At 70.7% G+C, this 13,287-nt stretch carries 14 protein-coding genes; 9 read left to right on the top strand and 5 right to left on the bottom strand.

Annotation, left to right across the window (positions count from 1 at the left end):
- Nucleotides 1-71: 71 nt before the first annotated feature.
- A complete protein-coding gene (locus LO763_RS12195) occupies nucleotides 72-1,031 on the bottom strand; it encodes an aldo/keto reductase (RefSeq protein ID WP_230602417.1) in 960 nt (319 codons plus the stop codon).
- Between the two features lie 71 nt (nucleotides 1,032-1,102).
- Here LO763_RS12195 and LO763_RS12190 point away from each other — a divergent pair, with 71 nt between their 5' ends.
- The 4 genes from LO763_RS12190 to LO763_RS12175 all read left to right on the top strand — a co-directional run bounded on the left by LO763_RS12190 (nucleotide 1,103) and on the right by LO763_RS12175 (nucleotide 5,015).
- Complete coding sequence (locus LO763_RS12190; RefSeq protein ID WP_230602415.1) at nucleotides 1,103-1,708, top strand: TetR/AcrR family transcriptional regulator; 606 nt, start codon at nucleotides 1,103-1,105, stop codon at nucleotides 1,706-1,708.
- Between the two features lie 299 nt (nucleotides 1,709-2,007).
- A complete protein-coding gene (locus tag LO763_RS12185; RefSeq protein WP_230602413.1) occupies nucleotides 2,008-2,382 on the top strand; it encodes a hypothetical protein in 375 nt (124 codons plus the stop codon).
- A 12-nt stretch (nucleotides 2,383-2,394) separates the two neighbouring features.
- A complete protein-coding gene (locus LO763_RS12180) occupies nucleotides 2,395-4,284 on the top strand; it encodes an alpha/beta hydrolase (RefSeq protein ID WP_230602412.1) in 1,890 nt (629 codons plus the stop codon).
- A gap of 5 nt (nucleotides 4,285-4,289) precedes the next feature.
- On the top strand, nucleotides 4,290-5,015 hold the full coding sequence (locus LO763_RS12175; RefSeq protein ID WP_230602411.1) for a hypothetical protein: 726 nt from the start codon (nucleotides 4,290-4,292) through the stop codon (nucleotides 5,013-5,015).
- 71 nt (nucleotides 5,016-5,086) lie between these two features.
- Here LO763_RS12175 and LO763_RS12170 read toward each other — a convergent pair whose 3' ends face one another.
- A complete protein-coding gene (locus tag LO763_RS12170; RefSeq protein ID WP_230602409.1) occupies nucleotides 5,087-5,626 on the bottom strand; it encodes a P-loop nucleotide/nucleoside kinase family protein in 540 nt (179 codons plus the stop codon).
- Nucleotides 5,627-5,651: 25 nt separating this feature from the next.
- Entirely contained in the window at nucleotides 5,652-6,437 is a 786-nt protein-coding gene (locus LO763_RS12165; protein WP_106364185.1) for a DeoR/GlpR family DNA-binding transcription regulator, read from the bottom strand.
- A gap of 169 nt (nucleotides 6,438-6,606) precedes the next feature.
- On the opposite strand from LO763_RS12165, the gene LO763_RS12160 reads away from it, so the two are divergent.
- On the top strand, nucleotides 6,607-7,710 hold the full coding sequence (locus tag LO763_RS12160; RefSeq protein ID WP_255672319.1) for an N-acetylglucosamine-6-phosphate deacetylase: 1,104 nt from the start codon (nucleotides 6,607-6,609) through the stop codon (nucleotides 7,708-7,710).
- A 52-nt stretch (nucleotides 7,711-7,762) separates the two neighbouring features.
- Here LO763_RS12160 and LO763_RS12155 read toward each other — a convergent pair whose 3' ends face one another.
- Nucleotides 7,763-8,728, bottom strand: coding sequence for a DUF4190 domain-containing protein (locus tag LO763_RS12155; RefSeq protein ID WP_230602405.1), 966 nt, complete (start codon nucleotides 8,726-8,728; stop codon nucleotides 7,763-7,765).
- A gap of 492 nt (nucleotides 8,729-9,220) precedes the next feature.
- Between LO763_RS12155 and LO763_RS12150 the strand changes: the two genes are divergently transcribed.
- Both LO763_RS12150 and hisC read left to right on the top strand, forming a co-directional pair.
- A complete protein-coding gene (locus LO763_RS12150) occupies nucleotides 9,221-10,093 on the top strand; it encodes an RDD family protein (RefSeq protein ID WP_230602403.1) in 873 nt (290 codons plus the stop codon).
- Nucleotides 10,090-11,178 (top strand): histidinol-phosphate transaminase, encoded by a 1,089-nt coding sequence (gene hisC, locus LO763_RS12145; RefSeq protein ID WP_230602401.1) that lies wholly within the window; start codon nucleotides 10,090-10,092, stop codon nucleotides 11,176-11,178. Before LO763_RS12150 ends, hisC begins: the two co-directional genes overlap by 4 nt.
- A gap of 65 nt (nucleotides 11,179-11,243) precedes the next feature.
- On the opposite strand, the gene LO763_RS12140 is transcribed toward hisC, so the two are convergent.
- Nucleotides 11,244-11,582, bottom strand: a complete 339-nt coding sequence (locus tag LO763_RS12140; protein ID WP_230602399.1) for a helix-turn-helix domain-containing protein — start codon at nucleotides 11,580-11,582, stop codon at nucleotides 11,244-11,246.
- 237 nt (nucleotides 11,583-11,819) lie between these two features.
- Here LO763_RS12140 and LO763_RS12135 point away from each other — a divergent pair, with 237 nt between their 5' ends.
- Entirely contained in the window at nucleotides 11,820-12,533 is a 714-nt protein-coding gene (locus LO763_RS12135; protein WP_230602397.1) for an FHA domain-containing protein, read from the top strand.
- Nucleotides 12,534-12,750: 217 nt separating this feature from the next.
- The gene (locus tag LO763_RS12130) at nucleotides 12,751-13,230 is read left to right on the top strand and encodes an FHA domain-containing protein FhaB/FipA (protein WP_230602395.1); all 480 of its coding nucleotides are present in this window, start codon (nucleotides 12,751-12,753) and stop codon (nucleotides 13,228-13,230) included.
- Nucleotides 13,231-13,287 lie beyond the last annotated feature (57 nt).

Here is a 13,287-nt window from a genome sequence, read left to right as displayed (position 1 = left end):
GCCGACTGCGGGAGGGCCATGCACGCCTGCGAACTCGGGTACCGCACCGAAACCTGAACCCGCACTTGGGCTCAGGAGCGACGGAACCGGTTGATGAAGCCGCGGATCCCTGACGCGGGCCTGATCTCGTCGAGCCTCGCCATGGCCTGCTCGTCCAGCCGGACCGACCCCGCGGCGACGTTCTGCTCGAGGTGGTCGACCGAGGCCGTCCCGGGGATGAGCAGCGTGTTGCCCGCATGGTGCAGCAGCCAGGCCAGCCCCACCTGCGCGGGCGTGGCCCCGATCGCCCCGGCGATCTCCTGGACGACCGGCTCCCGAGTGGCCTTGGTCGACCCGGGGTGGGCCCCGCCCAGCGGGAAGTACGGGACCCAGGCGATGCCCTCGGCCCGGCACAGTTCGAGCAGCGGCTCGTGCTTGCGGGCGGTGAGGCTGTACCAGTTCTGCACGCAGACGATGCCCGCCGGCAGCGCGCGGCGCAGCTCGGCCAGGCTCACGGTGCTCACGCCGATCGCGCCGATCAGGCCCTCGTCGCGCATGGCGACCATCGCGGCCATCTGATCGTCGAAGTCGACCATCTGCCTCGGGCCCATGGGGAACGTGCCCGGCGCGATACGGCGCATGTTGACCACGTCGAGGTGCTCGGTCCGCAGGCTGCGGAGGTTGTCCAGGACCTCCTGGCGCAGCTCTTCGGGTCGCTGGGCCGGGGCCATCGGCATCGGGCCGCGCTTGGCCGGGCGCGCGCCGACCTTGGTCGCGATCACGACGCCCCGTTCGGCGCCGAGTTCCCGGGCGAGGTGGTCGTTGGCGGTCCCGTCGCCGTAGAAGTGGGCGGTGTCGAAGTGGTCGACGCCGAGCTCGAACGCTCGGCGCAGCACCTTGCGCGCCGCGGCGGCGTCCTTGAGGCGCGGCAGCTGCATCGTGCCGTACCCGACCCGGGCGACGTCGCGCCCCGCCATCGGGTGGACGCCTCCGGGATGCGGGGCGGAGGGGTCGGTGAGTCCGGACATCGTCGGGACCTCTTCTCGTGTCATCATGGAAACGGAAGCTGAAGCGGAGGCGCCTCCGCTAATTTGAGCGTACACGAACCGGAGGGTCCTCCGCTATGCCCGCGAGCCAGTCGCGCAGTGAGCCGTCGCCGCCCGCACCCGCAGGGGGGCGACGGCAGCGCTCGGACGCGCGCCGCAACCGCGACCGCCTCGTGGAGGCCGCCCGCCGGGCGCTGTCCAGCGGCGAGGGCGCGTTCTCGCTGGAGGGCGTGGCGCGCGAAGCCGGGGTCGGGATCGGGACGCTCTACCGCAACTTCGGCAACCGCGAGCAGCTCGTCGAAGCGGTCTACGCCGCCGAGGTCGAGAACCTGACCGCGCGCGCCGCGGAGCTGGCCAGGCGGATGCCGCCGCGGGAGGCGCTGCGCGCGTGGCTGATCCAGTTCGCCGCGTTCGCGGCGACCAAGCGCGGCGTGGTGGAGGTGCTGGGCTTCGAGGCCATCACCGGCCCCGGGCCGATGAACCACACCGGGTCGCTGGAGCGCGTCACCGCCGCGATCACGCCGCTGCTGGAGGCCGGGGCACGGGACGGCTCCCTCCGCGCCGACGTGGACCCGCAGGACGTGGTCATGCTGGTGGCCGGCGCCCTGATGCCCGTACGCACCGACGCCGCGCAGACCGAACGCCTCCTCAACCTCGTACTGGACGCCCTGCGCCCGGCATAGGAGACGCATTCCGTTCGCACCGGTCCTGGCGCTGGACACGGACAGGGCTTCTTCGGCAAAGCGCTACGCGCACAAGGCATCTGGTCGCCCTTGGCCTGCCGACATGTACGTGTACCGCACGACTGGTGACTCTGGGCTACCATGAGGGCCGTTCCAAATGCCCGACTCACCCCGAAAAGACACCCGCAGTGCAGCGCGTGCTCGACTCCCCGGCGCTTCAAGGAGACAGCCCATGACCCTGCCCTCCCGGGCTTCCATTTGCCCGACCGCCTTCCGGCGCAGTGGATCAGAGGCCACCGATGGCCGGCGCTGACGTGTTCACGATGGAGCCCGACGAGGTCCACAAGTCAGTGGAGATCCTCTTCGACGTCGAGTCCGAGGTCGATTCGCGGACGGCCACGCTCATCGACAGCACCACCGAGCTCGCGCAGCAGCTCAAAGACTCCGACACCGCCCTCGGCCCGGCGCTGGCCGAGGCGGCGGAGTGGTGGCAGCTGCGCCGCGCCGGCGGATTCACCGGCCTGTGCGGCAACACCGGCGAGTACCTCGCCGTCTGCGCCGAGGAGGCCGTCGAGGTCGACGACTACAACGCCGGCGACTTCGCCTCGCTGGCCGACCACGACCGCTATCCCGGCCGGGCCAACGAGAACGCCTCGTCCCGCCCCGACTGGTAGGGCCCGGTCTGCATGAGCGACATGTCATGGAAGGACCTCCGCGACCTCGACTGCGCGGCGATCCAGTCCGGCGGTTACGCCTGGGCGGGCTATGTGGACAGGATGGTCGAGCAGTCCGAGCGGCTGCGCACGGATGTCATCGCCGGGCACCTGAGCATCGAGAACTACGAGTCCGACACCGCGACCCAAGTGCGCGAGCACATCGACCTCTTCACCGGACGCTTCGAAGACGACCTGTCCGACTACGCCCAGACCCGCGTGCGCACCGCTCTGCTGGAGGCGTCCGAGGCGCTCAAGGCCGAGCAGGACGAGCTTCTGGAACTTGTCGGCCTTATCGAGGAGCGTGCCTACGAGATCGAGGGCGACAAGCACGACTACGAGGTGAATCCGAGCGGGGAGCTGCACCGATCGATCTACTTGCACCTCGATCCGCCGCAGTGGCTGTGCGACCGCGTCGGGATCGACAAGCCCTCGGCCTGGTACGACCTGGTCGGTGAAGCTGAGGTGATGAGCAGGCTCGGAGACTTTTACGAGTTGGCGAAAGAACTCGGCGCTCAGTACCAGGATCGGCTGCGCGCCATCATGTCCCGGGCGCACGACGCCGACGATGAGGCGGCCGCGGCGCTCACTGCGATGCGCGAGGCCCCGCCGGAGTTGCCGCCGCAGCTCGGGGCGACCTACGACGACCTGATCGACGACTACAAGGCCGAACTCAGCGAGGAGGTCGCCGCCGAGATGGAGGCGATCTTCAACGGCGAGTCGGACCTGTCTCCCGAGCAGGTCAACCAGTGGTGGGAGGGCTTGAGCGACGCGGAGCGAGAAGCGCTGATCGCCGAACACCCCGAATGGGTCGGCCCCACCGACGGCATCCCGGTCGATGTCAGGGACACCGCCAACCGGACCGTGCTCGACGACCAGATCACCGGCCTCGACCAGGAGATCGCCGACATCGAACAGCAGATGGACGCGATCAACGCCGACTATGAAGCGGGCAGGCCCAACGACTCTCCTGTCAGTTACTCGGAACTTCAGGAGCGGCTGGAAGAACTCCGGCAGGACCGAGACCAGTTGGCGGACTTGGACAGTCGGATCCAGGAACCGCATCCGGACACGGGTCAGGAGTACTTCCTGCTCGGCTTCGGGACGGAGGGCGAAGGCCAGGCGATCGTGTCGGTGGGCAATCCCGACACGGCCGACAACGTCAACGTCTACGTGCCGGGCACTGGAGCGGATCTCGGCGGAGCGGGCTATGACAACGGGGGCTTGATGAACCGCATCGACTCCATGGCCTACGACGCTATGCGGTTCGGAAAAGGAGAGGAGACCGCCACTGTTCTGTGGCTAGATTACGACGCTCCTGACGGCGTGGTCGGTGAAGCTAGAGACACGGCACTCGCCGAGGCCGCCGCTGACGACCTCGGCAGCTTTACCGATGGACTGCGTGCGACGGCGGAAGGTGAACCGTCGAATCTGACCATGACCGGACACTCCTACGGATCGACCACGGTCGGCATCGCGGCCCGTGACGAAGGGCTGGACGTGGACAACATGGTCTTCATCGGATCGCCAGGGGTCGGCGTCGACTCTGCGGAAGCGCTCGGGATCGACCCGGACAACGTCTGGGCGAGCCGGAATCCTGACGACGTCATCGAGTACGGGATGGTCCACGGCGAGGACCCCACGGGTGAAGAATTCGGTGGCAACACGTTCACCAGTGAGGCCACGCGCGAAGGAGAGCACCCGTTCCCCGGTGGCGGCAACGTCCTTCTGGGCGCGGCGGGCGGGGCGGTCGCCGCAGTGGACGGCGCGGTGGCGAACCACAGCGCCTACTGGGACGACGGCAATATCAGCAGGGAGAACATGGCCTTTATCGCGACAGGTCAGGAAGGCGAAGTCGAGTGACAGCCATGAGAACCAGTACATCTGATCCGAGATCGCTGAAGAACAAGTCGTTCAGATCAGTGGTCGCAGCGGCAACGGTCGCCTTGTTTTCAACCACCTTGGGGTGCTCGGTCATGGAAGAACAACCTCCCGCCACTGATTACACGCAGGCCGAGGCGTACGAGCCCATGGAGCAAGGTGTGGCAGACCTTGTGGAGGCGCTACCGGACTTCCCCGGCTTCGAGCGGCGCAGCTGGAACGAACTGCCATGCAGCCATGGCGGTTTGGATGACTCCGACTACACCAGTATCGAGATCCGCTACACGTTCAGCGAAGCGGTTTCGGCTACAACGCAGGTTCGGGAAGACTACCTGGACGAGCTCCGCACCTACTGGAGCGAACTCGGGCTCGACATCCACCGGGACGACGCGAGCGGCACGGGGAAGTACCACTCGATCGAGGCTCGGCGTGAAGACGGCATCAATTTCTATTACAGCGTCGGCTACCAGGTCGGATTGATGATCCAATCGGGCTGCGTGCCGCGCAGCGATGTCAGCGAACTGACCTACATCCCGCCCTCAGGCGGCATCGTTCCCGGGAGCGAGCAGGACACGGTGGCCCACGACAGCCACTACTTCCCCGAAGGCGTCCCCACCGATCAGGCCGCTGCCATCGATCCGTTCGCCACCGCGCAACCCGTCTCCGGGCCGGTTCCCTTCGACCCTCCCGCCTCGTATGAGGGCCATTTGTGAGCATCGGCCTCTTCGTCCGCCGCATCCGCCGTGGTCGCGGCTGACCCGTGACGGGTGGGGTCGCGGACCGATCAGGCAGGTTGCCGCGGGGTCCCGAGGTAGTCGCGGGCTTTGGCGAGGTTCGTCTCTACCGGGTCGACCGCGTCGAGCACGAGCCGCTCCACGGTGAGCGGCGGGAACTCCTCCCTCATGCGCTCCACGTGCTCCCAGTCGATCTCGTGCCAGCCCGGGATGCCCCGCACGCGGCCTTCGAGCCGGGACCGGTGGAGCTCCGTGTCGCCGCAGACGCACTCGATGACCTTCAGCTCCGCCGCGTGGGCGGCCGCCAACCGGCCCCAGCGCCCGGCGGTCTCGTCGTCGATCAGGCCGTCGTTGATCGCCGACTGGCCCAGCATCAGCTGCCTGACGATCAGGGTCTCGAGCAGCCCGTCGTAGAGCGCGATATAGGTCGGGCGGTCCATGTCCTCGAAGATCCCGTGCGGCGCCAGCGAGCCCATCAGCCAGTCGCCCGCGAACGCCGGCGTGCCCGTTTCGCGGGCGAGCCGTTCGGCCAGCGTCGACTTCCCGGTGCCGGGCAGTCCTGCGACGGCGATGATTCGGGGTCGGGTCATCGGGTTCCTCCAATGGTGCGGTTCGTTAGACGACGATGACTCTGATCCCCGCCTCTTCGAAGCCCCGGAGCTGCTCCGGCGGGGCGTTGCCGTCCGTGACGAGGGTGTGGACGCGGTCAGTGGGGCAGATCCTCGCGAAGGCGTGCCCGCCGATCTTCGAGCCGTCCGCGATCACCACCACCTTGCGCGCCCGGGCCGCCATCAGGGCGTTGATGGCCGCCTCGCCCTCGTGGTGGCTCGTGGCGCCGAGCTTCATGTCGATCGCGTCCACCCCCAGGAAGGCGATGTCGAGGGTGATCTCGCGCAGGATCGGCGCGGCGAGCGGGCCTATCAGCTCGTAGGACTGCGGGCGCACGACCCCGCCGACCACCACCACTTTCAGGTGCGGCCGGACTATGAGCTCGTTGGCGATGTTCAGCGCGTTGGTGACGATCGTCAGTCCCGTCGAACCGGGGGTCGCCACCAGGTCGGTCCGCATCGCGAGGGACCGCGCCACCTCGGTGATGGTGGTGCCGCCGTTCAGCGCGATCACCTGGCCGGGGCTGACCAGGCCCGCCGCCGCGGTGCCGATGCGGTGCTTCTCCTCCACATGGCGGGCGGTCTTGTACCGCAGGGGCAGGTCGTAGGAGATGCCGCCCGCGACGGCGCCGCCGCGGGTCCGGGTGATCATCTGCTGCTGCGACAGCTGGTCGAAGTCGCGCCGGATCGTCGCCTGCGAGACGCCGAGCCGCTCGGCCGCCTCCTCCACCGTGATGCGTCCGGTCTCTGCGAGGATCTCCAGCAGGGTGTTCCACCGGGCGTAGCGGTCCACGTCGCTCCTCGGGTCGGGATCGCGGCGGGCCGCCGCGGTCTGCACGATAGTGTTCGAACGGCGCTCGGGCGGTGCTCAAGTCATGCTCGCGCGCTCACGATCATTGTGCCGCACCGACGTGGGCTCGCACACGCCGGACCGATTGGAAGGAGCGCCGGTGGACGGCGTCATGCTGCCGGCCGTGGGCCGGATCGTCACCCCCGACGGCGTGGTCAACGGGACCCTCGTCGTCGAAGGGGACCGCTTCGAGGGGATCCTGGAGCGCGACGGCGACCCCAGCGGCTGGGTCCTGCCCGGCTTCGTCGACGTCCACTGCCACGGCGGCGGCGGCTACTCGCTCGCCAACGGCGACCCCGCCTCGGCCCGGGGCGCCGCGGCCTTCCACGCCTCGCGGGGGACGACGACGCTCGTCGCCTCGCTCGTCTCCTCCACGCACGAGTTCCTGCTGGACGCCACCCGGGCCCTGAAGCCCCTGGTCGCCGACGGGACGCTCGCGGGGGTCCACTACGAGGGCCCCTACATCTCGGCCGCCAAGTGCGGCGCCCACCGCACCGACGTGCTGCGCGACCCCGACATCGCCGAGCTGACCGAGCTCGTCGAGGCGGGGGAGGGCGCGGTCAGGATGGTGACCATCGCCCCCGAGCTGGACGGCGCCCTCGCGGCCATCGAGTTCCTCGACCGGCGCGGCGTCGTCCCCGCGATCGGGCACACCGACGCCAGCTACGAGCAGACCGCGGCCGGGATCGACGCGGGCGCCCAAGCGGCCACCCACCTGTTCAACGCCATGCGGGCCTTCAACCACCGCGAGCCGGGCCCCATCCCGGCCCTCCTGGACGACGAGCGGATCTTCTCCGAGATCGTCGCCGACCCGGTCCACCTGCACCCGGGCACCATGCGCTTCGCCTTCGACACCTCGCTCCCGGCGTGGACCCTGCTGGTCTCCGACGCGATGGACGCGGCCGGGCTGGCCGACGGGCAGTACATGCTCGGGCGCCACGAGGTCGAGGTCGTGGACGGGGTCGCCACCGTGGCCGGGACCGACGTCATCGCCGGCTCCACGATCACCCTGCTCGACGCGTTCCGCAACGCCGTGCGCCTCGCCGGGCAGTCGGTGGAGGCCGCCTCCCAGATGGCCTCGGCGACGCCCGCGGAGCTGCTGGGCCTGCGCGAGGTCGGCGCGATCGAGACCGGCAAGTACGCCGACGCGGTGATCCTCGACGACGACCTGAACCTGATCTCCGTCATGCGCCGCGGGATCTGGGTCCAGGTCTGAGCTGGAACGCGGCGGGCCGGGCGCGGTCGCGCCCGGCCCGTCAGCTCCCTCGTCAGGGCATCGGCGCCGCGTCGTAGTACATCGAGCCGCTGCCCGCCCCGATGATCGCGTAGATCAGGCAGAACGTGAAGAACGACAGGATGCCGAGCACGAGGCCGGCGATGGCGATGCCCTTGTTGGTCGCCTGCCCCTTGTTCGCGCGGCTCCACCCGATCGCGCCGAACACGATCGCGAGGATCCCGAGCGGCCAGCTGAACCAGTTGACCCCCGGGATGAAGGACAGGACGAGGGCGATGACGCCGCAGACGAGCGCCGCCGTGCCCATGCCGTTGCTCGGCCGCCCGTGCAGCGGCCCGTCGCCGCCTCCGCCGCCGCCGTAGTCCGGCGGCGGGGGCGCCGGGGGCGGGACCGCCCCGCCCGCGTACGGGCTGTACCCCGCGCCGCTCGGCGACGGGGGCTGCGGCGCGGGCGGCGGCGGTACGGCGGGCGGCGGCGAGCCCTCGGGCGCCGCGCCGTGCGAGGCCCCGGGGACCGGGTCCTCGGGCGGCACGCCGCCGGGGTTGCGCTCGGGGTCCGGGCCCCGCTCGGGCGGCGCCGGGTTCCCGCTGAACGGCTCGGGTTCGGACTCGTCGGGCCGGTCCGGATCGCTCGACGGCGACTGGTTCGGCTCGACCGGGTCCGGGTCGTTCGGGTCCGGCTCCTCCAGCCCCCGCTGCGGCTCGGTCGGGCCGAGGGCCGGTTCGGCCGCGTCCGGCTCGTCCCAGGGGGGCTCGTCGGGCAGGGGCCGCCCGGCGGCGTCCCCCTCCCGGGCGGGCTCGCTCGGGGGCTGCGACTTGCTCGGCCCCTGCTCCCACGCCGGCTCGTGCGGCGGCTGCGGCCCCACCTTGTCCCAGGCGGGCCGGGCCGGCCCGGCCCCGCCCGGCTCGGCCTCCTCGGGCCATGCCTCCTCAGGCCGGGCCTCCTCGGAACCCGGCTCATCCGGCCTCCGCCGCTCGGGATCGGGCGGATAGGTGGTCATGGCGGCCTCCTCTGCTGGTCGTGGGCGCGCGGCTGCGCTGCCCCGCAACGTAGCCCATACCCCGTCCGACCCGTGCCGAATCAAGGGAACCGGGCCCCGTCGGCCGGGCGTTCGAGAATTACGCTCGGATTTTTTCGGGTTAGGGGTTTACTACCCGTCAGTACCCGAGTAGAAATGAGTTACGGAGCCGGAAGGACTTCCCGGGGACACGGTCCCCGCAGACCTGAAGGAATCGCGCACAGCCGCCGAGTACCCACGTGCGACCTGAGCCGTCGGGAGGCACAGCGGGTCCAGCACCTAGGAGCAGGACACCGCTAACAGAGACTTCACGCTTGGTAACTCGGTTGGATGTGGAGCAAGTAGCGAGCGGCCCAGTCGGGGCAGTAATCGACTGGGCCGTGCCGCTGTCTCCGGGCCCCGGCGCCCCACTCTCAGCATCCTGTGTCCGAACTGACTGGGAAAGCTCGGCGGGGGCTGCAAGAATGGGCCTCGATGACCACGATCGAACCCGGCTGGTACGCCGACCCCGCCGACCCCGCCACGCAACGCTACTGGGACGGTGCCGGCTGGATCGGCAAGCCCGTCCCCGCAGGCGAAGAGCCGCCCGCCGAGCCCGAGCCGGTCGACCCCGAACCGGAGCCGCTCCCGCAGTCCACACCGGACGCGCCCGTCCAGACGCTGCCGGCGGACCCGCGCTTCGGGGACGGCCCGCCGCCGAAGATCATCCAGCGCACCCCCGGCACCGTCCAGCCGCCCGACACCGTGCCGATCCGCTCCCTCGGCGTCACCATCGGCTGGATCACCCGCCACGACGTCGACCGCATCCTCGGCGGCCGCCTCCTGGCCCACCCCGGCCAGCGCTTCGTCGCCCGCCTGGTCGACCTCGTCTGCCTGCTGGTGCTCAACGCCGTCGTCAACGGCTACTTCATCTACCAGTTCATGCAGACCGTCTGGCCCTACGTGCTCGAAGCGGCCGCCGCCGACGACCCGGCCGACGTGCAGATGCCCGCCCGGGCCTCCGACCAGTGGTGGGTCGTGCTCCTCATCGCCCTCGGCCTGTGGTTCGCCTACGAGGTCCCCGCGACCCTCAACTCCGGGCAGACGCTCGGCAAGCGGCTCATGGGGATCAAGGTCGTCTCGCTCGCGCCCGTCGGGCTCGGCTGGGGCCGCCTCCTGCTGCGCTGGTCCTACGCGGCGCTGCCGCTCATCTGCTTCCCCTTCGGCGCGATCCTGTGGTTCCTGGACGGGATATGGTGCGTGAGAGACCAACCGTTCCGCCAGTGCCTGCACGACAAGTCGCCCGGCACTGCCGTCGTCGAAGTGCGATCCACTGAGACGCAGGGAGAAAAGGAGCCCTCCGCATGACCGATCCGTCGAGAGCCGACGACGCCCCCCGCGCGACCCCGCTGCGGGCCGACCTCGGGGCCATCCCCCGCTACGTCCCCGGCAAGGCCGTCCCGGACGCGGTGAAGCTCTCCAGCAACGAGGTGCCCTACGGCCCCCTCCCCGGCGTCCCCGAGGCGATCGCCGCGGCCGCCGCCGAGGTCCACCGCTACCCCGACCTCGGGGTGGTGCGCCTGCGCGAGACCCTGGCCGAGCGGCTCGGCGTGGACGCCGACCGCATCGCCACCGGCACCGGCTCGGTCGCCCTCATCGGCCACCTGCTCCAGGCCGTCGCCGTCCCCGGCGGCGAGGTCGTCTACTCGTGGCGGTCCTTCGAGGCCTACCCGATCGCGGCCACCGTCGCCGGGCTCCGCAGCGTCCAGGTCCCGAACACCGCCGACCACCGCCACGACGTCGACGCGATCATCGCGGCCGTCGGCCCCGACACGCGGGCCGTCCTGGTGTGCAGCCCCAACAACCCGACCGGACCGGTGGTCACCGCCGACGAGCTCGACCGGCTCTTCGCGGCGGTCCCCGAGCACGTCCTGGTCGTGGTCGACGAGGCCTACCGCGAGTTCGTGACCGACCCGGCCTGCCCGGACGCGGTCGAGCGCTACGGGGACCGGCCCAACGCCGTGGTCTTCCGGACCTTCTCGAAGGCCTGGGGCCTCGCGGGCCTGCGCGTCGGCTACATGGTCGCCGCGCCCGAGGTCGCCGACGCGGTGCGCAAGTGCGTGATCCCCTTCGCCGTCAACGCCGCCGCGCAGTCGGCGGCGCTGGCCGCGCTCGCCGCCGAGGGGGAGATGCGCCGCCGAGTCGCGCTCGTCGTCTCCGAGCGCAAGCGGACCGTCACGGCGGCAAGGGAACTGGTACCGGACGTGCCGGACACGCAGGCGAACTTCTTCTGGCTTCCCTTGGGGGACAAGGCCGTCGACTTCGCCGTGCACTGCGAGGAGCGGGGCGTCCTGGTGCGGCCCTTCGCGGGCGACGGCGTCCGCGTCACGATCGGACTGCCGGAGGAGAACGACGCGGTGCTCGAGGCGCTGCGCGCCTTCATGGAGTCATAGCCCCCGCACCGGGCCCGGACACGACAGGACCGGGCGCCCCACCGGCGCCCGGTCGATTCGCGGCCCTACTTCGGGGCGGTGCGCTCGTTCTGGTGGACGAACGCGTCGTACATCTCGGTGAGGGTCTGCTTCTGCTTCGGGGTGAGGTCGCGGTCGGTGGCGATGGCCAGCGGCATCCCCGATCCGTTCTCGGGCGTCATCCCCGCGCGCAGGTACATGATCGGGGTGGTCATCCGCAGCGCCAGTGCCAGCTGCCGCAGCACCGCGCCGCTGGGGCGGCGCACACCGCGCTCGCCCTGGAGGTAGGGGTTCGAGACCCCGGCGGAGTCGGAGAGCTCGCGGAACGAGACGTGGGCGCGTTTGCGCACGTCCCGGACGAATGAGCTGAAGTCGCGATCTGTCACCCGCGTCACCATACGCGCCTTCGCCCGGGGCCGCCACCCGCCCCTGCCTGGGAACCCCGGTATTCGGTACCACCAGCCGACACGGACCTCACCCGATCAGACGATATGAACCGGACTCGGGGAAGGGTTGCGTCTCAACCGCTCGCCGCCGCGTGAAGCCAGCCGATACCATCGGAGGTCGACGTCGCCGATCAGGTGCGTCACCGCACGCTTGGCGTCAGACGAGGAGGAGAACCGGTGAGCGTTCTGCAACGCTTGGAAAAACAACTGGAGGGCCTGTTCGAAGGCACCTTCAACAAGATGTTCAAGGGCGTTGTGCACCCGGTCGAGATCGCGAGCGCCATGCAGCGCGAGGCCGAGACCCACAAGGCGGTCCTCGCGGGCGGCCGCGTGCTGGTGCCGAACCGATACGTCATCGACCTCTCCCCGCCCGACCACGACCGGCTCGCCCCGTACGCGGCGGCGCTGGCGCAGGAGCTGGCCCAGTCCCAGGCCGAGTTCATCGGCGAGAACGGCTGGACCGTCTACGGCGACGTCATCGTCGAGATCGAGCGCGGCGAGGGCCTGGACACGGGCATGTTCCGCGTCACCGCCGAGGTCGCGGCCCTGAACGAGGGCGTCGACCAGCCGGTCTCCGGCGGCGGCTACGGCCCCGCCCAGCAGCAGGCCCCCACCGGCCCGGTCCTGGTGACCGCCGACGGGCGCCAGTTCACGGTCGCCCACGGCGCGACGATCATCGGCCGCGGCGAGCAGGCCCAGATCCGCCTCCCCGACGTCGGCATCTCGCGCCGCCACGTGCGCGTCGACTTCGACGGCCGCCAGGTCTCGGTGACCGACCTCGGCTCCACCAACGGCACCCTGGTCAACGGCCAGCGGATCGCCACGGTCTCGATGCAGCCGGGCGACGTGATCCAAATAGGCACCACCTCCCTCACGCTCCAGGCGGGCTGATCCCGGTCCTCCGGCGCACCCCGGCCCCTCGGGCCGGGGTACCTTTTTGCCCATCGGAACCCTTGCGCCCGTTGCCGGTCGGCCCGCACTCGAGAAGCCCACGGCCCCATGCCCGCAGCGGTCGGACGACCCGCTCGGTCCGGCGGCTCGCCGCCCCGCCCGCGCCGACGTGGGTTACCGTGTCTGGGACCGACCGTTCATCCGCTGGGAGCCCCGAATGCCTGAGATAGTCCAGACCGTCGCCCGGTTCGGGTTCCTCGTGCTGGTGTGGCTGTTCGTGTTCGCCGCCGCCCGGACCATCACCCGCGACCTGCTCGCCCAGCGCCGCCCCGCGACCGCCGGGCCCGCCGGCCCCGTCTCGGCCCCGCCCGCCTCCGGCGGCCGCGGCCGCCAGCAGGCCCCCCAGACGGCGCAGTGGCTGGTCGTGACCACCGGCGAGCTGTCCGGCCGCCGGTTCGTGCTCTCCGGCCAGCCCATCACGATCGGCCGCGCCCCCGACTCGACGATCGTCATCCGCGACGACTTCGCCTCGAACCGGCACGCCCGCGTGGTGCCCGTGGACGGCCAGTGGATGGTCGAGGACGTGGGCTCCACGAACGGCACCTACCTGGGGCGCGCTAGAGTCACCAGACCCACGCCGGTCCCGCTCGGGGTGCCCATCCGGATCGGGCGTTCCTCGTTCGAGCTGCGACCCTAGCGGCCCGTGGAACGTGAAGACGGCGATGTCGGCTACGAATAGCGGGTGTGCCCCGCG

Source organism: Glycomyces amatae, assembly GCF_020991375.1.
GTDB lineage: Bacteria > Actinomycetota > Actinomycetes > Mycobacteriales > Micromonosporaceae > Glycomyces > Glycomyces amatae.
This window is presented reverse-complemented; position numbering and strand designations above follow the sequence as displayed.

Bases quoted from the DNA above. Each gene is read 5' to 3' on its own strand.
- LO763_RS12160 (WP_255672319.1), top strand. From the start codon at position 6,607: ATGCTGCCGGCCGTGGGCCGGATCGTCACCCCCGACGGCGTGGTCAAC.
- LO763_RS12155 (WP_230602405.1), bottom strand. From the start codon at position 8,728: ATGACCACCTATCCGCCCGATCCCGAGCGGCGGAGGCCGGATGAGCCG.
- hisC (WP_230602401.1), top strand. From the start codon at position 10,090: ATGACCGATCCGTCGAGAGCCGACGACGCCCCCCGCGCGACCCCGCTG.
- LO763_RS12150 (WP_230602403.1), top strand. From the start codon at position 9,221: ATGACCACGATCGAACCCGGCTGGTACGCCGACCCCGCCGACCCCGCC.
- LO763_RS12175 (WP_230602411.1), top strand. From the start codon at position 4,290: ATGAGAACCAGTACATCTGATCCGAGATCGCTGAAGAACAAGTCGTTC.
- LO763_RS12170 (WP_230602409.1), bottom strand. From the start codon at position 5,626: ATGACCCGACCCCGAATCATCGCCGTCGCAGGACTGCCCGGCACCGGG.
- LO763_RS12180 (WP_230602412.1), top strand. From the start codon at position 2,395: ATGAGCGACATGTCATGGAAGGACCTCCGCGACCTCGACTGCGCGGCG.
- LO763_RS12130 (WP_230602395.1), top strand. From the start codon at position 12,751: ATGCCTGAGATAGTCCAGACCGTCGCCCGGTTCGGGTTCCTCGTGCTG.
- LO763_RS12190 (WP_230602415.1), top strand. From the start codon at position 1,103: ATGCCCGCGAGCCAGTCGCGCAGTGAGCCGTCGCCGCCCGCACCCGCA.
- LO763_RS12195 (WP_230602417.1), bottom strand. From the start codon at position 1,031: ATGACACGAGAAGAGGTCCCGACGATGTCCGGACTCACCGACCCCTCC.
- LO763_RS12185 (WP_230602413.1), top strand. From the start codon at position 2,008: ATGGCCGGCGCTGACGTGTTCACGATGGAGCCCGACGAGGTCCACAAG.